Origin of the sequence: Pseudomonas citronellolis (assembly GCF_029335315.1) — a bacterium.
GTDB lineage: Bacteria > Pseudomonadota > Gammaproteobacteria > Pseudomonadales > Pseudomonadaceae > Pseudomonas > Pseudomonas citronellolis_A.
The window spans coordinates 1-23,993 of sequence record NZ_JARJLT010000020.1 but is presented as its reverse complement, the minus strand read 5'-3'; the positions used below and the strand labels follow the sequence as shown (position 1 = coordinate 23,993).

The following is a 23,993-nucleotide window of genomic DNA, read 5'->3' as shown; positions in this document are numbered from 1 at the left end:
TACGGCCCCGCGCGTCCCGGCCCGGGTAAGGAAGGACGGCGGAGGCTGTCGCTAGACTTCGGAATCGCGCCGGCTGACCTTGGCCACCGGCAGCGGCACCAGTTGGCCGCGCGCCTCGCGGCGGGCCTGGCGCAGGGGGCGCAGGCCGACCACCAGCTTGCGCGCCACCAGCAGGTAGAAGCCGGCGCCGGAACCCTTGAGGCCGCGGCCCCAGTGCTCCATGCGCGCCAGGCGCGTCTGCCAGACCGCCGAGGCGAGCGGCGGACGATAGCACCCGAAGCGACGTTTCTCCAGCGCGAAGCCCAGCAGGTTGAGCCAGTCGCAGACCCGTCCGGGGGAAATGCAGCGCGCCCGGCGCAGGCCGTCGCGAGCGAAGTAGTGGCGCAGGCCCCAGGCGCTGCGCGGGTTGACCCCGATCACCAGCAGGTGGCCACCGGGGCGCACGCTGCGCGCCGCTTCGCGCAGCAGGCGGTGCGGCGACAGGCAGAAGTCCAGGCCGTGCTGCAGCAGCACCACGTCGGCGGCATGCTCGCCCAACGGCCAGGCGCATTCGTCACAGGCGATCTCCACTCCCGGCAGCGGCGGCCCCAGGCGCACGCCGCGCTGGATGTTGCCGGTGCTTTCCGGCAATTCGGCGCGCGGGCCGTAGTGCACCAGGTAGCCGCCGAAGTAACGCTGCAGCTCGTCAGTGAGCAGGCGCTGTTCCTCGGCGAGCATCATTCCGCCCACCGGCCCGGCCAGCCATTCGCGCGCCTCGGCGATCAACTCCAGCCAGTCGGCGTCGGCCTGGGCGAAGGGTTCTCGTTCCATTTCTGCACCCCCTGCACGGGTTGGCGGCGCCCGCAACGAACACGGGACGGCGTAATCGAACTACTATGCGCCAACCTACCCCGCTTAGCGACATCCGGCCATGATACAGATCGACGCCCTTCCCGCCTTTTCCGACAACTACATCTGGCTGTTGCAGGATGTGACCACGCAGCGCTGCGCCGTGGTCGACCCGGGCGACGCCGCGCCCGTGGAAGCCTGGCTGGCCGCCCATCCGGGCTGGCAACTGGCCGACATCCTGGTCACCCACCACCACCAGGACCACGTCGGCGGCGTCGCGCGCCTGAAGGAAGCCACCGGTGCCCGCGTGCTCGGCCCGGCCGGCGAGCGCATTCCGGCCATCGACCAGGCGCTGCAGGATGGCGAGCGCGTCGAGGTGCTCGGGCTCGGCTTCGAGGTGTTCCACGTGCCCGGCCACACCCTCGGGCACATCGCCTACTACCACGCGGACGCGCAGGCCCCGCTGCTGTTCTGCGGCGACACCCTGTTCGCCGGCGGCTGCGGGCGCCTGTTCGAAGGCACCCCGGCGCAGATGCACGCGTCGCTCGAGCGTCTCGCCGCGCTGCCGGGCCCCACGCGGGTGTACTGCACCCACGAGTACACCCTGAGCAACCTGCGCTTCGCCCGTGCGGTCGAGCCGGACAACGCCGAGCTGGCCGCGCGCTTCGCCGAGGTCAGTGCCTGGCGTGAGCAGGGCCGCATCAGTCTGCCGTCGACCATCGCCCTGGAACGCGCCACCAACCCCTTCTTGCGCTCGTCGGAAACTTCCGTGAAAAAAGTCGCCGACGAGCGGAATGGCGAGCCGATTCGCAGTCCCGAAGGGGTTTTTGCGGTGATTCGGCAATGGAAGGACAAATTCTGAGGTCTGGCGAAATCTTGACCAACCCCCGGCAGGTTTCTAGAATCCCGGAAATTTTTGCCCCGGACACAGTCAACCGCCAATGCCGCCAAAGACCAGTAAGACCAGCGATCTAGACGCATTGGCTCGTGCCATACGAGTCTCCATTCTGCTTGGCGCCGGCGCCCTCGCCGGCTGCCAGACCAGCCAGCACGGCCCCGCCGACCAGGACGTGACCTACCGCCCCGCCTCGCGCGCGGTGGACGTGCAGTTCACCCCGGCCTACACCGACAGCGATATCTGGCAGCGCATGCGCCACGGCTTCCAGCTGCAGGCCGGCGCCACCGATACCAACCCGCGCATCGAACGCCAGCGCCTGTGGTACGTCAGCAATCAGGCCTTCATCGAGCAGGCCTCCGAGCGCGGCAGCCCCTACATGCACTATGTGGTGGAGCGCCTGGAAGAGCGCCAGATGCCGCTGGAGCTGGCGCTGCTGCCGATGATCGAGAGCGCCTACAACCCGTTCGCGGTGTCCCGTTCGCAGGCCGTGGGCCTGTGGCAGTTCATCCCGACCACCGGCACCCACTTCAACCTGCGCCAGACCAGCTGGTACGACGGCCGCCGCGACATCAAGGCCTCGACCAACGCCGCGCTGACCTACCTGAACCGCCTGCACGACATGTTCAACGGCGACTGGCTGCTCGCCCTGGCCGCCTACAACGCCGGCGAAGGCACGGTCAGCCGGGCCATCGAGCGCAACCAGAAACTCGGCCTGCCGACCGACTACTGGAACCTGCCGCTGCCCCAGGAAACCCAGGAATACGTACCCAAGCTGCTGGCCCTGTCGCAGCTGGTGATGTCACCGGAAGCCTACGGCATCAGCCTCAACCCGATCGCCAACGAGTCCTACTTCACCGCGGTGAAGATCAAGCCGGGCCTCGACCTGTCGCGCGTCGCCGCGCTGGCCGAGCTGGACGAGGACGAGCTGTACCAGCTGAACCCGGCGTTCACCCGCCGCGTGGCCCTCGACGGCCCGCAGCAGGTGCTGGTGCCCAAAGCCAAGGTCGCCGCGCTCAAGGCCGGCCTGGCCTCGCTGGGCCCGCAGGACATGGTCAGCTGGAAGCAGTACAAGGTGCGTCGCGGCGACAGCCTGCGCAGCATCGCCGCCCAGCACGGCATCAGCGTCGCCGAACTCAAGAGCAGCAACCGCATCAGTGGCAACCGCCTGCGCAATGGCCAGTCCCTGATGATCCCGGGCAAGGGTGGCCGCCTGGCCGCGCCGGAAGACACCCGCCAGTTGGCCAAGGCCGACGCGCCCAAGGCGCCGAGCCTGACCAACGCCACCCGCAGCTACAAGGTCCGGAACGGCGACAACCTCTGGCAGATCGCCCGCACCACCGGCACCAGCGTCGACGACATCAAACGCTGGAACGGCCTCGACAGCCACGGCGTCAAGCCCGGCCAGGTCCTCAAGTTGCAGGGCGCCACCCAACTGGCGGCGCGCGGCAGCGTCAGCGGCAAGACCAAGCAGCAGCTACAGCAGGACGCGGCGACCTACTACAAGGTCAAGCAAGGCGACTCCATGTACCTGATCGCCAAGCGCTTCAACGTCGAGATGCAGCACATCAAGCGCTGGAACCCGCGCAGCAGCGCCCATGCGCTCAAGCCGGGGCAGACCCTGACTCTCTATCTCGACACCGCCAGCCGCTGATCGCAGGCCCTCAGCGCTGGCTGAGGGCCTGCAGGCAACGCCCCACCGCCTGGGTGAAATGCTGGAAGGACACGAACTGCTCGCGCCGTAGCGCCCTGCCCGAGGGGCGGCTGTCGGCGTAGAGCACGCCCAGCGGGCGCTTGCCGGCCAGCAGCGGGGCCACGAAGCACATCCCCGGCCCCAGGTGCCGGCGCAGTTCGGGGGTGATCAGGTCGTTCAGCTGATAGCTGGCCGGAACCCCCATCCACAGGCATTCGCGACCACGGATCACGTAGTCGAACAGGTGCGCCTGGCTGCCCTCTCCCACCGCCAGCTCGAAACCCGCCAGCCAGGGCGCGCTGCCCTCGCCCACCGCGCGACGCACGCGGTAGCGGCTCTGCTTGTCGGCGAGCACCGCGACCATCACCCGCTCCAGCCCCGCGCCCCGATGCAGGCCCTCGACCAGGCTGTCCAGCGCCGCCTCGATATCCGTGGGTGTCCCGCCCAGCTGCTGCAGGCAGCGGCTCATCAGCGCCAGGTCGGGCTGCAGCAGCGCCGCGCGGCGGCGCTCCTGCTGCAGGCGCACCTGCTGCGGGTCGGTCTGCGGAATCAGGTGGCACAGGCGGCTGGCGCCGAAGGTGGCGGCGACCTTCACCGCTTCCTCGGCGCTGGCCAGCAGCAACGGCAACACTTCCTCGCGGGGCAGCTGGGTGAAGCTGGCGACCTGGCCGATCAGCGCCTCCATCTCGTCGCAATCCCAACCGCCCAGGGCGGCCTCGCTGATCCGCACGCCCAGGCTCACGGCGCGCGCCGCCGGGTCCTTCTGCGCGCTCGCGGCCGGCGCCTGGCCGACGTGCTCGCCCAGCCCCCAGCTGCGCGCCAGGCCCAGGGTCAACTGGCGGAAACCCACGCCCAGCACCTGCCGCGCGGCGGCCTCGGCCTCCTGCCCCGGCTGTTGCAGCAGCGCCGACAGCTCATCGGCCGCATCCCCGCCGGCGCCCCAGAAGGCCAGTTCGCCGACGTTGTACAGCAGCGCCGCGATGAACACTTCCTCCTGCTGCCGGGACAACACGAAGCCAGCCAGGTTGCGCGCCTGCACCGCGGCGTGGAAGGCCCGCGCCAGCAGCTCCAGCAGTTGTTCGCGCGGTGCCTTGCCGAGCAGTTGGTCGATCAGGCTGACCGACAGGCCGATCAGCCGCACGTTGTCGAAGCCGATCAGCACGATGGCCCGGGAAATGGTGCGGATGCTTTCCTGCGACGGGTTGTAGTAGACGCTGTTGGCCACCCGCAGCACCTGGGAGGTCAGGCTGGCGTCGCGCAGCAGCACGTCGGCCAGCTGCCGGACGGACGATTGCTGCTGCTCGCCGGCGAGCTGCTGCAGGTCCTGCACCACCGCCGCCAGCGCGGGCAGTTCGGCCTCGCCGAGGCGTGCGACCCAGTATTCCAGACCCCGTTTGCCCTCGACCAAGGCTCAACCCTCGACGTGCCGTCAGAACGGTGCCATCGCAGTAATGGCACTTTGCCTTTTGAGCATATCCTTTTTCCTGTAGATACAAGCTGTTACTGTAGAAATCTCCCGCCGAACGGCATGCCTCGCCGCCGAACGGGAAACCTTCGCCGTCGCCTGCCTGTCAGAACTGCGCGTAGCCGCCACCTTGCGCAGGATGGACCGGACCCAGTACAAACAACGCCAGCCCGAATCGACCCGACGACCGCATGATGCCCAGAACCCCGCTCCCGACGTCCGAATCCAGCCAATGGCCATTCCCTTCCGCCAACGGCGACGCGACGGCGCGGGGGATCCGAGCATGAAGCCTGGCTTCCTCGCCGCCCTGCTGCTGTCGTTCAGCGCCGCCACGCTGGCCGCCCCGCAACATGCGATCACCCTCTACGACGAGGCGCCGAAGTACCCGGCCAACTACCGCCACTTCGACTTCGTCAACGCCGACGCCCCCAAGGGCGGCACCCTGCGGCTCTCCGACTACGGCGGTTTCGACAGCCTCAACCCGTTCATTCCCAAGGGCAACCCGGCCTCACAGATCAACCTGATCTACGACACCCTGACCTTCCACGCCCTGGACGAACCCTTCACCGAATACGGCCTGCTCGCCGAGAAGATCGAGAAGGACCCGGAGCAGCGCTTCGTGCGCTTCTATCTGCGGCCCCAGGCGCGCTTCAACGACGGCACCCCGGTCACCGCCGAGGACGTGGTGTTCACCTTCGAGACCCTGATGAAGCAGGGCGACCCGATGTACCGCAACTACTACGCGGACGTCGACAAGGTGGTGGCCGAGGACAAGCTGCGCGTGCGCTTCGACTTCAAGCGCGCGGGCAACCGCGAGCTGCCGCTGATCCTCGGCCAGTTGGCGATCCTGCCCAAGCACTACTGGGCCAGCCGCGACTTCTCCCGCACCGGCCTGGAACCGCCGCTGGGCAGCGGCCCCTATCGCATCGCCAAGGTCGACGCCGGCCGCTCGATCCGCTACGAGCGGGTCAAGGACTACTGGGGCAAGGACCTGGCGGTGAACCGCGGCTTCAACAACTTCGACGCCGTGGTGGTGGACTCCTACCGCGACCTGACTGTCGCCCTGGAAGCCTTCAAGGCCGGGCAGTTCGACTTCAACGAAGAGCGCATCGCGAAGAACTGGGCCACCGCCTATGACTCGCCGGCGGTGCGCGACGGCCGCATCGTTCGCCAGGAGCTGCACAACGACAACCCCTGGGGCATGCAGGGCTTCGCCTTCAACATCCGCCGCCCGGTGTTCCAGGACGTGCGCGTGCGCGAGGCGATCAGCCTGCTGTTCGACTTCGAGTGGACCAACAAGCAGCTGTTCTTCGGCTCCTACAAGCGCGACACCAGCTACTTCGAGAACTCCGAGATGGCCGCGCACCAGTTGCCCGACGCCGACGAGCTGAAGATTCTCGAACCGCTGCGCGACAAGCTGCCGCCGCAGGTCTTCGACAGCGTCTACCAGCCGCCGGTGAGCGACGGCAGCGGGATCATCCGCGAGCAGAAGCGCAAGGCCTACAAGCTGCTGCTCGACGCCGGCTACAAGATCGTCGACGACCGCATGGTCGGCCCCGACGGCAAGCCGCTGAGCTTCGAGTTCATGCTCGCCCAGGCCGACTTCCTGCGCGTGCTGCTGCCGTTCAAGCGCAACCTCTCGGAGCTGGGCATCGACCTGCAGATCCGCCTGGTGGACGTGTCCCAGTACATCAACCGCCTGCGCTCGCGGGACTTCGACATGATGGTCGCCAGCTGGCCGCAGTCCAACTCGCCGGGCAACGAACAGCGCGAATTCTGGCACTCCAGCAGCGCCGACAAGCCCGGCAGCCGCAACTTCATCGGCCTGCGCGACGCGGGCATCGACGCCCTGGTGGAAGGCCTGATCGCCGCCGACTCGCGGGATTCCCTGGTGCGCCACGCCCGCGCCCTCGACCGCGCGCTGCAGTGGGGCCACTACGTGGTGCCGAACTGGTACCTCGACACCTGGCGCCTGGCCTACTGGAACCGCATCGCCCACCCCGAGAAGCTGCCGCCCTATAGCTACGCCCTGATGACCTGGTGGCAGGCCCGCGACAAGGCCGAGCCGACCCAGACCAGCACCCAGGCGCCGGAGACTCCCTGATGCTCGCGTACATCCTGCGCCGCCTGCTGCTGATCGTGCCGACCCTGTTCGGCATCCTGCTGATCAACTTCATCATCATCCAGGCCGCCCCCGGTGGGCCGGTCGACCAGATGATCGCCAAGCTCGAAGGCGTCAACGCGGCCGCCGGCGGCGCCACCGGGCGCATCGCAGGCTCGGGCGGCGAACTGGCCTCCTCCGGCGGCTCGCACTATCGCGGCGGCCAGGGCCTGGACCCGGAGCTGGTGAAGGAAATCGAGCGCATGTACGGCTTCGACAAGCCGGCCCCCGAGCGCTTCTGGATCATGCTGAAGAACTACCTGCACCTGGACTTCGGCACCAGCTTCTTCCGCGACGCCAAGGTCACCGACCTGATCGTCGAGAAACTCCCGGTGTCGATCTCCCTGGGCCTGTGGAGCACCCTGATCATGTACCTGGTGTCGATCCCGCTGGGCATCGCCAAGGCGGTGCGCAACGGCAGCCAGTTCGACATCTGGACCAGCTCGGCGATCATCGTCGGCTACGCCATCCCGGCCTTCCTGTTCGCCATCCTGCTGGTGGTGCTGTTCGCCGGCGGCAGCTACTGGGACTGGTTCCCGCTACGCGGGCTGACTTCCAACGACTTCGACCAGCTCAGCGCCTGGGGCAAGGTCAAGGACTACTTCTGGCACCTGGCCCTGCCGATCACCGCGCTGGTCATCGGCAACTTCGCCACCATCACCCTGCTGACCAAGAACAGCTTCCTCGACGAGATCGGCAAGCAGTACGTGGTCACCGCCCGCGCCAAGGGCCTGACCGAACGCCAGGTGCTCTACGGCCACGTGTTCCGCAACGCCATGCTGCTGATCATCGCCGGCCTGCCCTCGGCGCTGCTGGGGGTGTTCTTCACCGGCTCGCTGCTGATCGAGGTGATCTTCTCGCTCGACGGCCTCGGCCTGCTCAGCTTCGAGTCGGCGCTGAACCGCGACTACCCGGTGGTGTTCGGCACCCTGTTCATCTTCACGCTGTTCGGCCTGGTCATGAAGCTGGTCAGCGACGTCCTCTATACCCTCGTCGATCCGCGCATCGACTTCGAGAACCGGGAGTGATCCGATGCGCCTGTCCCCGATGAACCAGCGCCGCTGGGCGCGCTTCAAGGCCAACAAGCGCGGCTGGTGGTCGCTGTGGCTGTTCCTGGTGCTGTTCGTGCTCAGCCTGGGCGCCGAGCTGATCGCCAACGACAAGCCGCTGGCGGTGCGCTATGACGGCCAGTGGTACTTCCCGGTGCTCAAGCGCTACCCGGAAACCGTGTTCGGCGGCGAGTTCCCCCTGGAGGGCAACTACAAGGCGCCGTACATGCGCCAGCAGTTCGCCGAGAAGAACGCCTGGGTGCTCTGGCCGCCGATCACCTACAGCTACGACACCATCAACTACGACCTGCGCGTGCCGGTGCCCTCGGCGCCGACCCGGGAGAACCTGCTGGGCACCGACGACCAGGCCCGCGACGTGTTCGCCCGGGTCATCTACGGCTTCCGCGTCTCGGTGCTGTTCGCCCTGGTGCTGACCGTGCTGAGTTCGCTGATCGGCGTGCTGGTTGGCGCCCTGCAGGGCTTCTACGGCGGCTGGGTCGACCTGTTCGGCCAGCGCTTCCTGGAAATCTGGTCGGGCCTGCCGGTGCTCTACCTGCTGATCATCCTCGCCAGCTTCGTGCAGCCGAATTTCTGGTGGCTGCTGGGCATCATGCTGCTGTTCTCCTGGATGAGCCTGGTGGACGTGGTGCGCGCCGAGTTCCTCCGCGGGCGCAACCTGGAATACGTGCGCGCCGCCCGCGCGCTGGGCATGAAGAACGGCAAGATCATGTTCCGCCACATCCTGCCCAACGCGATGATCTCGACCCTGACCTTCATGCCGTTCATCCTCACCGGCGCCATCGCCACCCTGACCTCCCTGGACTTCCTCGGCTTCGGCCTGCCGGCCGGCTCGCCGTCCCTCGGCGAACTGGTCGCCCAGGGCAAGTCCAACCTGCAGGCGCCGTGGCTGGGGATCAGCGCCTTCGCCGTGCTGGCGCTGATGCTCAGCCTGCTGGTGTTCATCGGCGAAGCCGCCCGCGACGCCTTCGACCCGAGGAAGTGAGATGAGCCACAACGCCAGCGACAACCTCGTCGAAGTCCGCGACCTCTCGGTGGACTTCGCCTGCGGCGACGAATGCGTCCACGCGGTGGACAAGGTCAGCTTCGACATCCGCCGTGGCGAGACCCTCGCCCTGGTCGGCGAGAGCGGCTCGGGCAAGTCGGTGACCGCCCACTCGATCCTGCGCCTGCTGCCCTACCCCAGCGCCAGCCACCCCAGCGGCAGCGTGCACTACGCCGGCCTCGACCTGCTGAAAGCGCCGGAGCGCAAGCTGCGCGGCATCCGCGGCAACCGCATCGCCATGGTCTTCCAGGAGCCGATGACCTCGCTGAACCCGCTGCACACCGTGGAGAAGCAGATCGGCGAAGTGCTCGCCCTGCACAAGGGCCTGCAAGGCCAGGCGGCGCAAGCGCGCATCCTCGAACTGCTCGACCTGGTGGGCATCCCCGACCCGGCCACGCGCCTGAAGTCGTACCCTCACGAGCTGTCCGGCGGCCAGCGCCAGCGGGTGATGATCGCCATGGCCCTGGCCAACGAGCCGGAACTGCTGATCGCCGACGAACCGACCACCGCGCTCGACGTCACCGTGCAGCTGAAGATCCTCGACCTGCTGCGCGACCTGCAGGCGCGCCTGGGCATGGCCCTGCTGCTGATCACCCACGACCTCAACCTGGTGCGGCGCATCGCCCACCGGGTGTGCGTGATGCAGAAGGGCCGGATCGTCGAGCAGGCCGACTGCGAGCAACTGTTCCACGCCCCGCAGCACCCCTACACCCGCGAACTGCTCGACGCCGAGCCCAGCGGCGCGCCGGCGGCCAACCCGCCCGGCGAGGAACTGCTGCGGGTCGACGACCTGCGCGTGTGGTTCCCGATCAAGAAAGGTGTGTTCCGCCGCACCGTCGACCACATCAAGGCGGTGGACGGCATCGACTTCAGCCTGCCGCGCGGGCAGACCCTGGGCATTGTCGGCGAGAGCGGCTCGGGCAAGTCCACCCTCGGCCTGGCCATCCTGCGGCTGATCGAAAGCCGCGGCGGCATCCGCTTCGAAGGCAACGCCCTGGACACCATGAACCAGGCCCTGGTACGCCCGCTGCGGCGCGAGATGCAGGTGGTGTTCCAGGACCCCTACGGCAGCCTCAGCCCGCGCCTGTCGGTGGCCGAGATCGTCGGCGAGGGCCTGGAGATCCACGGCCTGTGCGACGAGAAGCAGCGGGAGCTGCGGATCATCGAGGCGCTGCGCGAAGTCGGCCTCGACCCCGAGACCCGCCACCGCTACCCCCACGAATTCTCCGGCGGCCAGCGCCAGCGCATCGCCATCGCTCGCGCCCTGGTGCTGAAGCCGGCGCTGATCCTGCTCGACGAACCGACCTCGGCGCTGGACCGCTCGGTGCAGCGCCAGGTGGTGGAGCTGCTGCGCCACCTGCAGGCCAAGTACAACCTGACCTACCTGTTCATCAGCCACGACCTGGCGGTGGTCAGGGCGCTCAGCCACCAGTTGATGGTGATCCGCCAGGGCAAGGTGGTGGAACAGGGCGCGGCCGACGACATCTTCGCCGCCCCCGGCCACCCCTACACGCAACAGCTGCTGGAAGCCGCCTTCATGGTCCCGGCGGCCACCCGCGAAGCCTGACGGGAGACGCTGCACCATGGGTTTTCTCACCGGCAAGCGCGCGCTGATCGTCGGCGTCGCCAGCAAGCTGTCCATCGCCTCGGGCATCGCCGCGGCGATGCACCGCGAAGGCGCCGAACTGGCCTTCACCTACCAGAGCGAAAAACTCCGCGAGCGGGTCGAGGCGTTCGCCGCCGGCTGGGGCTCCCGCGCCGAGCTGTGCTTCCCCTGCGACGTCGGCCGCGACGAGGACATCGACGCGGTGTTCCACGCCCTGGGCGAGCACTGGGACGGCCTGGACATCATCGTCCATTCGGTGGGCTTCGCCCCGAGCGACCAGCTCGACGGCGACTTCACCACGGTCACCCACCGCGACGGCTTCCGCATCGCCCACGACATCAGTGCCTACAGCTTCGTGGCCCTGGCCAAGGCCGGCCGCGAGCTGATGCAGGGCCGCAATGGCGCCCTGCTCACCCTTTCCTACCTGGGCGCCGAACGCAGCCTGCCCAACTACAACGTGATGGGCATGGCCAAGGCCAGCCTGGAAGCCGGCGTGCGCTACCTGGCCGCCAGCCTGGGGCCGGAGGGCACGCGGGTCAACGCGGTGTCCGCCGGGCCGATCCGCACCCTGGCCGCCTCCGGGGTCAAGAGCTTCCGCCGCATGCTCGCCGCCAGCGAACGGCAGACTCCGCTGCGGCGCAACGTGACCATCGAAGAAGTCGGCAACGCCGCGGCCTTCCTCTGCTCGGACCTGGCCAGCGGCATCAGCGGCGAAATCCTCTACGTCGACGGCGGCTTCAACACCACCGCGATGGGCCCGCTGGAAGACCGCTGAACAGGGCTTCGTAGGGCGCATAACGCCTCCGGCGTTATCCGCCACCGAGCTTCAGCGCCAGGCCCTCGGCGGATAACCGCGAACGGTTATGCGCCCTACGGTTTCAGGGACGCGCCCCTACGGCGCACAAAGAAAAACGCCGCACCCGGTTGCCCGGATGCGGCGTTTTCATGCGATCGCTACGCGTGGCGCGCGGATCAATCCTCGCGGTAGCGGCGCAGGCGCAGGGCCTTGCCGGCGACGCGGGTGTCCTTGAGCTTGCCGAGCAGGCGGTCGAGGCCGTCTTCCGGCAGCTCGATCAGGCTGAAGGTCTCGCGGATCTGGATGCGGCCGATGGCCTCGCGGGACAGGCCGCCCTCGTTGAGGATGGCGCCCAGCAGGTTCTTCGCCGCCACGCCGTCGCGCGCGCCCAGGGCGGTGCGGCAGCGCGCCTTGCCTTCAGCCGGAGCGGCCATCGGGCGGCGCTCGGAGGAGGAAGAACGCTCGCCGCGCTCGCCACCGCGGTCGGGACGCTCGGAACGCTCGCCACGCTCGTAACGTTCGCTGCGCTCACGCGGGGCGGCCGGGGTCAGCGGCTGCTCGCGGCGCACCGACTCCAGGTCCAGGGCCTTGCCTTCGGTGAGCTTGGCCAGCAGCACGGCGGACAGGGTCTCGGCGTCGGTACCCAGGCGGCGGCACAGCTCGTCGCGCACGGCGCCACGATTGGCGACGGCGGTTTCCAGCAGCGGCTGCAGGCTGGAAGCCAGGCGCGACAGGCGCGCTTCCAGCACGGTGTCGGCATCCGGCAGGCGCACTTCGCCGACCTTCTGCCCGGTGACACGCTCGATCACCTGCAGCATGCGGCGCTCGCGCGGGGTGACCAGCAGCAGCGCGCGGCCTTCGCGGCCGGCACGGCCGGTACGGCCGATACGGTGCACGTAGGACTCGGGGTCGTACGGCATGTCGATGTTCAGCACGTGGGTGATACGCGCCACGTCCAGGCCGCGGGCGGCCACGTCGGTGGCGATGACGATATCCAGCGAACCGTCCTTCAGCGACTCGATGACGCGCTCGCGCTGCGCCTGCGGGATGTCACCGTTCAGCGCGGCGGCGCGGTAGCCCTGGCGCTCGAGCAGCTCGGCGATGTCCAGGGTGGCCTGCTTGGTGCGCACGAAACCGATCAGCGCGTCGAACTGCTCGACTTCCAGCAGGCGCAGGATGGAGGCGGCCTTCTGGTCGGCGTGGACCATCAGGTGGGCCTGCTCGATGCGCGCCACGGTCTGGGTCTTGGCGGCGATGCGGACGTGCTTGGGCTCTTTCAGGTGGCGTTCGGCGATGCTGCGGATCGAGGCCGGCAGGGTCGCGGAGAACAGCACGGTCTGGCGGGTCGCCGGCATGGCTTCGAAGATCACTTCGAGGTCGTCCATGAAGCCGAGCTTGAGCATCTCGTCGGCTTCGTCGAGGACCAGGCGGCCAACGGTGCTCAGCAGGTTCTCGTCGCGGCGCAGGTGGTCGCACAGGCGGCCGGGAGTAGCCACCAGGACCTGGGCGCCCTGGCGCAGGGCCTTGAGCTGCGGGCCCATGGGCGCGCCGCCGTAGACGGCGACGACGCCGACGCCGGGCATCTGCTTGGAATAGGTTTCGCAGGCGGTGGCCACCTGCAGCGCCAGCTCGCGGGTCGGCACCAGGATCAGTACCTGGGGCTCGCGGCGAGTCGGCTCGATCTTCGACAGCAGCGGCAGGGCGAAGGCGGCGGTCTTGCCGGTGCCGGTCTGGGCCTGGCCGATCATGTCGTGGCCTTCGAGGATCACCGGGATCGACTGGGCCTGGATCGGCGACGGCTCTTCATAGCCGACGGCGGCGATGGCCGCGAGAATACTGGGATGAATGCCGAGCGCGGCGAAGCCGCCGGTTTCCTGGGTCATGGGTTTTGCCTCTAAAGACATCTGCAAAGACCCAATGGCCGAGCTGCGCATGCCCTGTACGACAGTGAAGTCACCCAGGCAGCTGGAAGCGGGGATTTGCGATGTGTGCTATTGGAAGAATACGTCAAGGAGGCCCGCAAGGGCGGGCACACAGCCGAAGCGCCAAGGCTCCGAAAGATCGTGTCGCGAAGGGCGCCGTGAAAGGCCGGCGCGCATGATAGCGGAAAACGCCGAGGATGTGTGGCTTTTCCGCTGCGACAGGGCGAACGGTCAAGACTTGCACAATCGCCGCTCCGCCGTCTATACCCAGCAGGGCACATCCGCCAGGAGCGCGCGCCATGAACCCCGCCAGCGTCCCCCGCGTCACCCTCGAACGTCATGGCCACCTCCTGCTGCTGGGGCTGAACCGGCCGGACAAGCGCAACGCCTTCGACCAGCGCATGCTCGATGAACTGGTGCTGGCCCTGGGCGAGTTCGAGCGCGATGACCAGCTGCGCTGCGCTCTGATCGTAGCCCACGGCGAGCACTTCAGCGCGGGGCTGGACCTGGCCGACGTCGGCGAACGCCTGCGCGCCGGCTGGAAACTGCCGGACGGCGCCATCGACCCCTGGGGCACCTTCGGCGGCCCGCGGCTGAGCAAGCCGCTGATCGTCGCCGTACACGGCTACTGCTACACCATAGGCCTGGAGCTGATGCTGGCGGCGGACATCTGCGTGTGCGCGAGCAACGCCCGCTTCGCCCACATGGAAGTGCGCCGCGGCCTGCTCCCGCTCGGCGGCGCCACCCTGCGCCTGCCGCAGATCGCCGGCTGGGGCAACGCCATGCGCTGGCTGCTCAGCGGCGACGAATTCGACGCCCACGAGGCCTGCCGCCTGGGGCTGGTGCAGGAAATCCACCCGCCGGAGGAGCTGCTGCCCGAGGCCCTGAAGCTGGCCGCACGGATCGCCCGGCGGGCGCCGCTGGCGGTGCGCGCCACCCTCGCCTCGGCGCGCCGCGCACTGGAACAGGGGCACCTGGCGGCAACCCGGGAACTGCCACGGCAACTGCAGGCGCTGCTGGCCAGCGACGACGCCCGCGAGGGCCTGCAATCCCTGCTGGAAAAACGCGAAGGCAACTTCACCGGCAACTGAAGTTGCGCGGTTATTCTTTGCGCGCACTCGGGCCAGCACTTCCGCACGCGGCGAAAAGCGCTATATCGAATGTATTAAAGTTCCGGAAAAGTGCCGCCAAGTTATAAGTAAAACACGGGAAATCAACGGGATAAAAACAACAAAACGACTATATACAAGTTCCAATTTCGCGCCCTCCGACAAAGCACTAAAACTGAGCCTGCAGTCAGTGGAAGTGCGCTCCGGAACGCTGGACCGAAGCTTCCCCTGAATACCAGAGCCCTTCAGGGAGGAGCCCGAAATGTCTGGTCCGATCCGCGTCTTCGCACTGTCTCTTCTGGTCGTTGCCTTGTCGCTGCAAGGGTGCAGCAGCAAGGGTGGTCATCACAGCAGTTCCGCGAGCGGAAGCAGTGATTCCGCCAGCGCTTCGGGCGACGGCGGTGGCGGCAGCACCGGCACCGGCGGTACCGACGGCACGGGCGGCACCGCGGGAACCGGAGGTACGGGCGGTACGGGCGGTACTGGCGGCACCGACGGTACGGGAGGCACTGGTGGCACCGGCGGTACAGGTGGCACCGATGGCGGCACCGGCGGAACCGGCGGCACCACCACCCCGAGCACCACCAGCACCATCCTCAGCAACACCGGCGAGACGGTCAGCGCCCTCGGCGGCACCGTCAGCAACCTCGGCAGCGCGGTGAAGAGTGTCAGCCTGCCTGTGGTCGGCAGCGCCGTGACCGACGGCGCCGGCAACGTCATCCAGGATGTCGGCCAGGGCGTCAACAGCCTCGGCGCCGGCGTCACCAACGGCCTCGGCCAGCTCGGCAGCAACCCCAACGCGGTGGGCACCACCGTGGCCGGCGCCACCGGCGCGGTGAGCAGCGTCGGCGACGCGGTCAGCGACCTGGGCGGCACCGTCGCCGCGGTGGGCGCGAACACCCCGCTGAAACCGGTCACCAATACCCTGGGCAAGGTGGTGGACGGCGTCGGCGACAACATCAGCATGCTCGGCGACTCGCTCAGCGGCGCCGTCACCAACGGCCCGCTGACCCCACTGACCAGGCAGCTCAGCAGCACCACCGCCGGTGTCGCCGGCGGCGTCGAGAGCCTGACCCAGAAGGTCGGCAGCACCACCGGCCTGGGCGCGCCGGTGAACAACCTGGTGAGCACCGTCGGCAACCTGGTCGACACCACCGGCGGCAAGCTCGGCGACAGCAGCCCCACCCTCGCCCCGCTCGGCAGCGCCGTCAGCAACCTCGGCCAGGCCGTCGCCGCGGCCGGGGGCCTGGTCAAGGCGCCCGACGGCAGTGGCAGCGGTAGCGGCAGTGGCGGCAGCAATCCGGTCGGCGGCCTGATCGCTGGCGTGACCAATGCCCTGGGCGGCGCCGGCAGCGGCGGCAACCCGGTCGGCGGGCTGGTCTCCAGCGTCACCGGCGCCCTGGGTGGCAGCAGCGGTGGCAGCAACCCGGTCGGCGGCCTGCTCAACGGCGTCGGCAGCGCCCTGGGCGGCGCCACCGGCGGGCTCACCGCCGGCGTGGGTGCCGGGGTCGGCGCGGGCGGCACCGGCGTGGGCGCCGGGGCCGGAGTCAGCGCCGGCAGCAACGGGGTCAGCGCCGGGGCGGGCGTGGCCGCCGGCAGCACCAGCGGCGGCGCCGCCGGCGGGCTGGTCGGCGGCACCCTGAACGCGGTGGGCGGCCTGATCGGCGGGGTGACCAACGGGCTCGGCGGCGGCCTCGGCGCAGGCCTGGGGCTGGGCAGCAAGGCCGGGCACTGAGGCGAAGTTCCGCCTAGGCTGTATGGCGAGGGGCCAGCATCTGGCCCCTCGCTCATATAAGAACGGTTTCAGGGAGGAGCCAGATGCGCAAGCTAGCCGTAGTAACGCTGTTGTTAGCCAGCCCCATGGCCTGGGCAGACCGACCGATCCAGCTGCCCGGTTCCGACATCGAACAGAGCCTGCCCAAACCCAACCTGCCCGGTGGCGACGTCCGCCCACAGGCGCCGCGAGTCACCACTCCGGAAGCCAGCCGCCAGCCGCAACAGTTCCTCCAGCAACGCGTGCGCCTGCGGCGCATCGAGGTCGCCGGCGGCGGACACTACCCGCTGAGCACCTGGAAGCCGCTGCTGGAACCGCTGACCCGCCGCGACATCCAGATCGGCGAACTGGTGGCGGCGGCCAAGGCCATCACCCAGCGCTACCAGGACGACGGCTACGTCATCTCCTTCGCCTACGTGCCCAACCAGGACTTCAGCGCCGGCGTTGGCCGCATCATGCTGATCGAGGGGCATATCCGCGAGGTGCGCAGCGCCGGCAACTTCGGCGCGCACCAGGCGCGGGTGGACCGCTGGATCGAACGCCTGAAGGCCGAGAAGCCGCTGACCCGCGCCAGCTTCGAGCGCTTCAGCGTGCTGATGAGCCGCGTCCCCGGCCTGCAGATGAAAATGATCCTCAACCCGCCGACCACCACCGACGGCGGCGCCGTGCTGGAAATGCTCGGCAAGCGCGAGATCGTCACCACCGGGGTCGACTTCGATTCGCGGCGCGGCAACCAGCGCGGGCTGTTCAACACCACCCTGGCGTCGCTGCTCGGCTGGGGCGAGCAACTGCAGTTCAGCTACCTCTACCCACCCGGCGACGACAAGGAGTACTACCGCGCCTGGAACTACAGCCAACTGCTCGGCGACAACGGCCTGCAGGTCATGGCCGGCTACAGCCACTACAACTCCAGCCCGGAAGACCGCGTGGTGCTCGGCCCGCTGCAGTACGCGCGCAAGCGCGAGAACGAACGGGTCAGCGCCGGCCTGGGGATTCCCGTGCTGCTGCGCCGCGACCTGACCTGGGACGTCAACCTGCGCGCCTACACGGTCGACGACACCAGCCGCTACGACCTGGTGGTGCCGAACATCCCCTACAGCGTGAAACTGCGCAGCAAGCTGCGGGTGGTCGGCGTCGACACCCTGGTCCAGCAGTTCGCCGAGAAGCAGGTGCGCGCCGGCAGCCTGGCCCTGTACAAGGGCCTGAACGCCTTCGACGCGCAGAGCACGGCGCCGGCGAAGCGGGACTTCACCCGCGTACTGGGCTTCGGCGCCCAGCAGAACCAGTTCAGCGAGCGCGTCCAGGGGGTGGCCAACGTCAGCTTCCAGTGGGCCCACGACGTGCTGCCGGACTCCGAGCAGATCACCTACGGCGGCGCCAACTTCGGCCGTGGCTACCCGGACGACCAGGCCACCGGCGACAAGGGCTGGGGTGCCTCCTACGAAGCGAACTACTCGTTCCTCTGGCAGAACAGGTGGATGAACCAGCTACAGCCCTACTTCGTGGTCGACGGCGCGCGCACCTGGTACAACGCCGACGGCCTGCCCGGCGCCAAGCTCGGCTCGGCGGCGCTCGGCGTGCGCTTCTCGAACCGCAAGCAGTACGTGCTGGGGGTGGAGGTGGCCAAGCCGTTCGGCGACCGCGCCATCGACAACAACGAACGCAGCCCGCGCCTGAACCTGACGCTCAGCTACCAGATTCCCTGAGCGTCACTGCGCGGGGCGCAACGCCTCGGCGTAGACCCCCAGGTCGTAGCCGAGGTCGCCCTGCAGAGCCTTGGCGCGCCTCTTCAGGCCGCGCGGCTCCAGGCTCTGCTCGAGGTCGGCGGGCACGAAGACGATCACGTTGCCCTCCGGCACCGGGCATTCCAGGTAGTGACGATGGAAGCGCCCGCGCAGCAGGGCCGCACCCAGCGGGCGGCCGTCGTCGGTGCTCCACTGGTTGATGATCAGCCAGCCGCCGGGGCGCAGCTTGTCGCGGCAGGCGCCGAGGAAATCCCAACCCAGGTGCGCCGGCGCCGGGCCGGTGTCGGTATAGAGGTCGAGGAAGATCAGGTCGGCCGGCTCGCAACCGGCCAGTTCCTCCACCGCGTCGCCGATGCGCAGCCGCAGGCGCGGCTCGTCCACCAGGCCCAGGTGCTCGCGGGCCAGGCGCGGGATCGACGGGCGCAGCTCGATGGCCTCGGCCTCGTCCAGCGGCAGGTACTTCAGGCAGGCCTGGGTCAGGCTGCCGGCGCCGAAACCGAGGAACAGCGCGCGGCGCGGCGCCGGGTGGCAGAGCGCGCCGAACAGCATGGCGCGGGAGTAGTCGTACTCCAGCCAGGCCGGGTCGCCGATGCGCACGCAGCTCTGCTCCACTTCCTCGCCGAACTCCAGGTAGCGGTAGCCGCCCTGCTCCACCACGCGGATCACCCCGTAGGCGTCGCGCTCCTCGACGATCAGCAGGTCCTCGCTCATGCCGCCGCCCCCCGGCCACGACGACGGGCGCCGGCGCACGGCTGGCGATACGGACGGATACTCGAAGGCGGGTTCTGGCGCACGGGTGCTTCTCTGCTCGGCAAGTGCGGCGGCGGCCGCGGGCTCATGGAAGGCGAAGGATACCAGCCCCGGCCCCGCTGAAGGTGGCCGCGCCCGGTGATACCATGGGTGGATACCCGTCATTGCCCCCCCGCGAGCCACCGATGAGCCAGACCTGGAGCCCCGAAAGCTGGAGAAGTCGCCCCATCCAGCAGCAACCCGCCTACCCCGACGCCGCCCGCGTGCAAGACGTCGAGCGGACCCTGGCCGGCTACCCGCCGCTGGTGTTCGCCGGCGAGGCCCGCGAGCTGCGCCGGCAGTTCGCCGAGGTCACCGCCGGGCGCGCCTTCCTGCTGCAGGGCGGCGACTGCGCCGAGAGCTTCGCCGAGTTCTCCGCGGCGAAGATCCGCGACACCTTCAAGGTGCTGCTGCAGATGGCGGTGGTCATGACCTTCGCCGCCGGCTGCCCAGTGGTCAAGGTCGGGCGCATGGCCGGGCAGTTCGCCAAGCCGCGCTCCTCCGGCGACGAGACAGTGAGCGGCGTGACCCTCCCCGCCTACCGTGGCGACATCGTCAACGGCATCGGCTTCGACGAGAAGAACCGCGTGCCGGACCCGGAACGCCTGCTGCAGGCCTACCACCAGTCCACCGCCACCCTCAACCTGCTGCGCGCCTTCGCCCAGGGCGGCTTCGCCGACCTCCACGAAGTGCACAAGTGGAACCTCGACTTCATCGCCAACTCGGCGCTGGCGGAGAAATACAGCCAGCTCGCCGGCCGCATCGACGAAACCCTCGCCTTCATGCGCGCCTGCGGCCTGGACAGCGCCCCGCAGCTGCGCGAAGTGAGCTTCTTCACCGCCCACGAGGCGCTGCTGCTGAACTACGAGGAAGCCTTCATTCGCCGCGACAGCCTCACCGGCGGCTGGTACGACTGCTCGGCGCACATGCTCTGGATCGGCGACCGCACCCGCCAGCTGGACGGTGCCCACGTCGAGATGCTGCGCGGGGTCGGCAACCCCATCGGGGTCAAGGTCGGGCCGAGCATGGGCGACGAGGAACTGCTGCGCCTGATCGACATCCTCAACCCGGACAACGACCCCGGCCGCCTCAACCTGATCGTGCGCATGGGCGCCGACAAGGTCGGCGACGGCCTGCCCCGGCTGATCCGCACCGTGCAGCGCGAAGGCCGCCAGGTGCTGTGGAGCAGCGACCCGATGCACGGCAACACCATCAAGGCCTCCAGCGGCTACAAGACCCGCGACTTCGCCAGCATCCTCGCCGAGGTGCGGCAGTTCTTCGAGGTGCACAAGGCCGAGGGCAGCCACGCCGGCGGCATCCACATCGAGATGACCGGGCAGAACGTCACCGAGTGCATCGGCGGCGCCCGGCCGATCACCGAGGCCGGGCTCAGCGACCGCTACCACACCCACTGCGACCCGCGGCTGAATGCCGACCAGTCGCTGGAGCTGGCCTTCCTCATCGCCGAGACGCTGAAGCAGGCGCGGCGCTGAGCCGACGAACGGCGCCCGCGCGCGGCTGGCGCCCGGTCAGACGCGCAGGTCCATGCCTTCGCTGAGGAAACGCGGCGCTATATAGCGGTCGTAATGGGCTTCGGAAAGCAGGAAGAACTCGCGGTCGATGGCGTCGCGCAGCTCCGGCAGGCCCCAGCCGCGGAACTCCGGCAGCAGCGCCACGCCGTAGGCCTCGATGTTCTGGATCAGCCGCGAACCGCGGGCGATCAGCTGGTAGGCCCAGCAATACGGCGACTGCTCGGGAACGAAGCGGATCTGCCGCTGCTCCAGCTGGGCGCGCAGGCGCGGCGCGTCGAACACCTCCAGCTTGGCCACCATCACCTGCACCAGCAGCACCTCCAGGCGCTTCCAGACGGCGCGCTTCTCGTCGTCGCCATACAGGTTCCAGTTCACCACCTCGTGGTGGAAACGCTTGCAGCCACGGCACACGAGGTCGCCGTAGACCGTGGAACAGAGGCCGACACAGGGGGTCTTGATGCGCTGGGAGGACATGGGCGAAACGGTTTCTGGCGCTTGGGGCGAGACGGCATCTTAGCCCTTTGTCTAGGCAATATCACCCTGCAGGCAAGCGTATTGCCGCTTACTTTCGGCCAGGAATTCCAGTAGAATCGGCCCGCCTTTCACAAGGCGCAATGCCCGTTCGAAGCTGTTTTCAAAGCGTCACGAAGCACAGATTCCGGCGGCCTCGCGGTCTGGGCGCCCCCCTCAAGCGTCCAGCCCCTCTCGCCCCAGGCCCTCCGGCGTAAAACTTTGAAAACAGCTTCTGTCTGGAGGCTGCCGGTGCCGTCGTAGGTCCGTGGATTACCGTCCACCATGCCTGACGAATGGATCGGACAGCCCTCCTGGATGAGCGTCCCACGGGACCACTGATGAGGGAAATACTGTGCTTGAAGCCTACCGCAAACACGTAGAAGAGCGTGCCGCCCAGGGTATCGTGCCCCAGCCGCTGAACGCCGAGCAGACCGCAGGTCTGGTCGAACTCCTGAAAAACCCGCCGGCCGGCGAAGAAGAATTCCTCCTCGACCTGATCACCAACCGCGTCCCGCCGGGTGTCGACGAAGCCGCCTACGTCAAGGCCGGCTACCTGTCCGCCGTCGTCAAGGGTGAAGCCGCTTCGCCGCTGATCGACCGCAAGCGCGCCCTCGAGCTGCTCGGCACCATGCAGGGCGGCTACAACATCGCCACCCTGGTCGAAGCCCTCGACAACGCCGAACTGGCCGAAGTCGCCGCTGCGCAACTGAAGCACACCCTGCTGATGTTCGACGCCTTCCATGACGTTTCCGAACGCGCCAAGAAAGGCAACGCCGCCGCCAAGGCCGTGCTGCAATCCTGGGCCGACGGCGAGTGGTTCCAGGCCCGCCCGGCGCTCGCCGAGAAGATCACCCTGACCGTGTTCAAGGTGCCCGGCGAAACCAACACCGACGACCTGTCCCCGGCGCCCGACGCCTGGTCGCGTCCGGACATCCCGCTGCACGCCCTGGCCATGCTGAAGATGGCCCGCGACGGCATCGAGCCGGTCCAGCCGGGCTCCGTCGGCCCGCTGAAGCAGATCGAAGCGGTCAAGGCCAAGGGCTTCCCGGTCGCCTACGTCGGCGACGTGGTCGGCACCGGTTCCTCGCGTAAATCCGCCACCAACTCGGTGCTGTGGTTCTTCGGCGACGACATCCCCTACGTGCCGAACAAGCGCGCTGGCGGCTTCTGCTTCGGCACCAAGATCGCCCCGATCTTCTACAACACCATGGAAGACGCCGGCGCCCTGCCGATCGAGTTCGACTGCACCAACCTGGCCATGGGCGACGTCATCGACGTGTACCCGTACGAAGGCAAGGTCACCCGTCACGACAGCGGCGAAGTGGTCACCACCTTCGAGCTGAAGACCCCGGTTCTGCTGGACGAAGTCCGCGCCGGCGGCCGTATCCCGCTGATCGTCGGCCGCGGCCTGACCGAGAAGGCGCGCGCCGAACTGGGCCTGGCCCCGTCCGACCTGTTCAAGAAGCCGGAATCCCCCGCCGACACCGGCAAGGGCTTCACCCTGGCGCAGAAGATGGTCGGTCGCGCCTGCGGCCTGCCGGAAGGCAAGGGCGTGCGTCCGGGCACCTACTGCGAACCGAAGATGACCACCGTCGGTTCCCAGGACACCACCGGCCCGATGACCCGCGACGAGCTGAAGGACCTGGCTTGCCTGGGCTTCTCCGCCGACCTGGTGATGCAGTCCTTCTGCCACACCGCGGCCTATCCGAAGCCGATCGACGTCAAGACCCACCACACCCTGCCTGACTTCATCATGACCCGTGGCGGCGTGTCCCTGCGTCCGGGCGACGGCATCATCCACAGCTGGCTGAACCGCATGCTGCTGCCCGACACCGTCGGCACCGGCGGCGACTCGCACACCCGCTTCCCGATCGGCATCAGCTTCCCGGCCGGCTCCGGCCTGGTAGCCTTCGCCGCCGCCACCGGCGTCATGCCGCTGGACATGCCGGAATCGGTCCTGGTGCGCTTCAAGGGCAAGCTGCAACCGGGCATCACCCTGCGTGACCTGGTCCATGCGATCCCCTACTACGCCATCCAGGCCGGCCTGCTGACCGTCGAGAAGAAAGGCAAGAAGAACATCTTCTCCGGCCGCATCCTCGAGATCGAAGGCCTGAACGACCTGACCGTCGAACAAGCCTTCGAGCTGTCCGACGCCTCGGCCGAACGCTCCGCCGCCGGTTGCACCATCAAGCTGCCGGAAGAGGCCATCGCCGAATACCTGAAGTCGAACATCACCCTGCTGCGCTGGATGATCGGCGAAGGCTACGGCGACGCCCGCACCCTGGAGCGCCGCGCGAAAGCGATGGAAGCCTGGCTGGCCAACCCGCAACTGCTGGAAGCCGACAAGGACGCCGAATACGCTGCGGTCATCGAGATCGACCTGGCCGATGTCAAGGAGCCGGTACTCTGCGCTCCGAACGACCCGGACGACGCCCGCCTGCTGTCCAGCGTGCAAGGCCGCAAGATCGACGAGGTGTTCATCGGCTCGTGCATGACCAACATCGGTCACTTCCGCGCTGCCGGCAAGCTGCTGGACAAGGTCAAGGGTGGCATTCCGACCCGTCTGTGGCTGGCCCCGCCGACCAAGATGGACGCCCACCAGCTGACCGAGGAAGGCTACTACGGCATCTACGGCAAGGCTGGCGCGCGCATGGAAATGCCGGGCTGCTCGCTGTGCATGGGTAACCAGGCTCGCGTACAGACCGGTTCCACCGTGGTCTCGACCTCGACCCGTAACTTCCCGAACCGCCTGGGCGATTCCACCGACGTGTTCCTGGCGTCGGCGGAGCTGGCCGCTGTGGCTTCGATCATCGGCAAGCTGCCGACCATCGAGGAGTACATGGCCTACGCGAAGGACATCGACAGCATGTCTGCCGATATCTACCGCTACCTGAGCTTCGACCAGATCGCCGAGTTCAAGGAAGCCGCTGCGAAGGCCAAGATTCCGGTCGTCCAAGCCTAAGCCTTTCGGCATCAGGAAAAGCCCCGCCAAGTGCGGGGCTTTTTTTCGGCCGTCATTTCGCTTTGGTGGCGCTCGGTACGCCCGGATGTGT

At 68.3% G+C, this 23,993-nt stretch carries 16 protein-coding genes and 1 pseudogene; 12 read left to right on the top strand and 5 right to left on the bottom strand.

Annotated elements, in window-relative coordinates; genetic code table 11:
• Positions 1-51 precede the first annotated feature (51 nt).
• Complete coding sequence (locus P3W75_RS01040; RefSeq protein WP_276225509.1) at positions 52-810, bottom strand: class I SAM-dependent methyltransferase; 759 nt, start codon at positions 808-810, stop codon at positions 52-54.
• Positions 811-910: 100 nt separating this feature from the next.
• On the opposite strand from P3W75_RS01040, the gene gloB reads away from it, so the two are divergent.
• On the top strand, positions 911-1,690 hold the full coding sequence (gene gloB / locus P3W75_RS01035) for a hydroxyacylglutathione hydrolase (RefSeq protein WP_276225508.1): 780 nt from the start codon (positions 911-913) through the stop codon (positions 1,688-1,690).
• A 79-nt stretch (positions 1,691-1,769) separates the two neighbouring features.
• A complete protein-coding gene (locus P3W75_RS01030) occupies positions 1,770-3,377 on the top strand; it encodes a LysM peptidoglycan-binding domain-containing protein (RefSeq protein ID WP_276225507.1) in 1,608 nt (535 codons plus the stop codon).
• Between the two features lie 10 nt (positions 3,378-3,387).
• On the opposite strand, the gene P3W75_RS01025 is transcribed toward P3W75_RS01030, so the two are convergent.
• Positions 3,388-4,824 carry an HDOD domain-containing protein gene (locus P3W75_RS01025; protein WP_276225506.1) on the bottom strand — a complete coding sequence of 479 codons (1,437 nt, stop codon included), beginning with the start codon at positions 4,822-4,824 and terminating at the stop codon, positions 3,388-3,390.
• A 340-nt stretch (positions 4,825-5,164) separates the two neighbouring features.
• On the opposite strand from P3W75_RS01025, the gene P3W75_RS01020 reads away from it, so the two are divergent.
• Genes P3W75_RS01020 through fabI form a run of 5 tightly spaced genes read left to right on the top strand, consistent with a single transcriptional unit; the run spans position 5,165 to position 11,535 of the window.
• A complete protein-coding gene (locus tag P3W75_RS01020) occupies positions 5,165-6,985 on the top strand; it encodes an extracellular solute-binding protein (RefSeq protein ID WP_276225505.1) in 1,821 nt (606 codons plus the stop codon).
• The gene (locus tag P3W75_RS01015) at positions 6,985-8,070 is read left to right on the top strand and encodes a microcin C ABC transporter permease YejB (protein WP_276225504.1); all 1,086 of its coding nucleotides are present in this window, start codon (positions 6,985-6,987) and stop codon (positions 8,068-8,070) included. Before P3W75_RS01020 ends, P3W75_RS01015 begins: the two co-directional genes overlap by 1 nt.
• A 4-nt stretch (positions 8,071-8,074) precedes the next feature.
• Complete coding sequence (locus P3W75_RS01010; protein WP_276225503.1) at positions 8,075-9,094, top strand: ABC transporter permease; 1,020 nt, start codon at positions 8,075-8,077, stop codon at positions 9,092-9,094.
• 1 nt (position 9,095) lies between these two features.
• Positions 9,096-10,721 carry an ABC transporter ATP-binding protein gene (locus P3W75_RS01005; RefSeq protein ID WP_276225502.1) on the top strand — a complete coding sequence of 542 codons (1,626 nt, stop codon included), beginning with the start codon at positions 9,096-9,098 and terminating at the stop codon, positions 10,719-10,721.
• Between the two features lie 16 nt (positions 10,722-10,737).
• Complete coding sequence (gene fabI, locus P3W75_RS01000; protein WP_276225501.1) at positions 10,738-11,535, top strand: enoyl-ACP reductase FabI; 798 nt, start codon at positions 10,738-10,740, stop codon at positions 11,533-11,535.
• A gap of 197 nt (positions 11,536-11,732) precedes the next feature.
• Here fabI and P3W75_RS00995 read toward each other — a convergent pair.
• Positions 11,733-13,474, bottom strand: a pseudogene (locus P3W75_RS00995) (DEAD/DEAH box helicase).
• A gap of 303 nt (positions 13,475-13,777) precedes the next feature.
• Between P3W75_RS00995 and P3W75_RS00990 the strand changes: the two are divergent.
• The 3 genes from P3W75_RS00990 (at position 13,778) to P3W75_RS00980 (ending at position 18,067) form a co-directional block, all read left to right on the top strand.
• The gene (locus P3W75_RS00990; RefSeq protein WP_276225500.1) at positions 13,778-14,569 is read left to right on the top strand and encodes a crotonase/enoyl-CoA hydratase family protein; all 792 of its coding nucleotides are present in this window, start codon (positions 13,778-13,780) and stop codon (positions 14,567-14,569) included.
• Positions 14,570-14,849: 280 nt separating this feature from the next.
• Positions 14,850-16,322 carry a collagen-like triple helix repeat-containing protein gene (locus P3W75_RS00985; protein WP_276225499.1) on the top strand — a complete coding sequence of 491 codons (1,473 nt, stop codon included), beginning with the start codon at positions 14,850-14,852 and terminating at the stop codon, positions 16,320-16,322.
• Between the two features lie 83 nt (positions 16,323-16,405).
• Complete coding sequence (locus P3W75_RS00980) at positions 16,406-18,067, top strand: ShlB/FhaC/HecB family hemolysin secretion/activation protein (protein ID WP_276225498.1); 1,662 nt, start codon at positions 16,406-16,408, stop codon at positions 18,065-18,067.
• Positions 18,068-18,070: 3 nt separating this feature from the next.
• Here the strand turns inward: P3W75_RS00980 and P3W75_RS00975 are convergent, their stop codons facing one another.
• Positions 18,071-18,817, bottom strand: a complete 747-nt coding sequence (locus tag P3W75_RS00975) for a spermidine synthase (protein WP_276225497.1) — start codon at positions 18,815-18,817, stop codon at positions 18,071-18,073.
• Between the two features lie 224 nt (positions 18,818-19,041).
• Here P3W75_RS00975 and P3W75_RS00970 point away from each other — a divergent pair, with 224 nt between their 5' ends.
• Entirely contained in the window at positions 19,042-20,388 is a 1,347-nt protein-coding gene (locus P3W75_RS00970) for a class II 3-deoxy-7-phosphoheptulonate synthase (protein WP_276225496.1), read from the top strand.
• A 36-nt stretch (positions 20,389-20,424) separates the two neighbouring features.
• On the opposite strand, the gene P3W75_RS00965 is transcribed toward P3W75_RS00970, so the two are convergent.
• The gene (locus tag P3W75_RS00965) at positions 20,425-20,901 is read right to left on the bottom strand and encodes a DUF1289 domain-containing protein (RefSeq protein ID WP_276225495.1); all 477 of its coding nucleotides are present in this window, start codon (positions 20,899-20,901) and stop codon (positions 20,425-20,427) included.
• Between the two features lie 391 nt (positions 20,902-21,292).
• On the opposite strand from P3W75_RS00965, the gene acnB reads away from it, so the two are divergent.
• The gene (acnB, locus tag P3W75_RS00960) at positions 21,293-23,902 is read left to right on the top strand and encodes a bifunctional aconitate hydratase 2/2-methylisocitrate dehydratase (protein ID WP_276225494.1); all 2,610 of its coding nucleotides are present in this window, start codon (positions 21,293-21,295) and stop codon (positions 23,900-23,902) included.
• Positions 23,903-23,993: the final 91 nt, after the last annotated feature.

Bases quoted from the DNA above. Each gene is read 5' to 3' on its own strand.
- P3W75_RS01040 (WP_276225509.1), bottom strand. From the start codon at position 810: ATGGAACGAGAACCCTTCGCCCAGGCCGACGCCGACTGGCTGGAGTTG.
- gloB (WP_276225508.1), top strand. From the start codon at position 911: ATGATACAGATCGACGCCCTTCCCGCCTTTTCCGACAACTACATCTGG.
- P3W75_RS01030 (WP_276225507.1), top strand. From the start codon at position 1,770: ATGCCGCCAAAGACCAGTAAGACCAGCGATCTAGACGCATTGGCTCGT.
- P3W75_RS01020 (WP_276225505.1), top strand. From the start codon at position 5,165: ATGAAGCCTGGCTTCCTCGCCGCCCTGCTGCTGTCGTTCAGCGCCGCC.
- P3W75_RS01015 (WP_276225504.1), top strand. From the start codon at position 6,985: ATGCTCGCGTACATCCTGCGCCGCCTGCTGCTGATCGTGCCGACCCTG.
- P3W75_RS01010 (WP_276225503.1), top strand. From the start codon at position 8,075: ATGCGCCTGTCCCCGATGAACCAGCGCCGCTGGGCGCGCTTCAAGGCC.
- P3W75_RS01005 (WP_276225502.1), top strand. From the start codon at position 9,096: ATGAGCCACAACGCCAGCGACAACCTCGTCGAAGTCCGCGACCTCTCG.
- fabI (WP_276225501.1), top strand. From the start codon at position 10,738: ATGGGTTTTCTCACCGGCAAGCGCGCGCTGATCGTCGGCGTCGCCAGC.
- P3W75_RS00990 (WP_276225500.1), top strand. From the start codon at position 13,778: ATGAACCCCGCCAGCGTCCCCCGCGTCACCCTCGAACGTCATGGCCAC.
- P3W75_RS00985 (WP_276225499.1), top strand. From the start codon at position 14,850: ATGTCTGGTCCGATCCGCGTCTTCGCACTGTCTCTTCTGGTCGTTGCC.
- P3W75_RS00980 (WP_276225498.1), top strand. From the start codon at position 16,406: ATGCGCAAGCTAGCCGTAGTAACGCTGTTGTTAGCCAGCCCCATGGCC.
- P3W75_RS00975 (WP_276225497.1), bottom strand. From the start codon at position 18,817: ATGAGCGAGGACCTGCTGATCGTCGAGGAGCGCGACGCCTACGGGGTG.
- P3W75_RS00970 (WP_276225496.1), top strand. From the start codon at position 19,042: ATGAGCCAGACCTGGAGCCCCGAAAGCTGGAGAAGTCGCCCCATCCAG.
- P3W75_RS00965 (WP_276225495.1), bottom strand. From the start codon at position 20,901: ATGTCCTCCCAGCGCATCAAGACCCCCTGTGTCGGCCTCTGTTCCACG.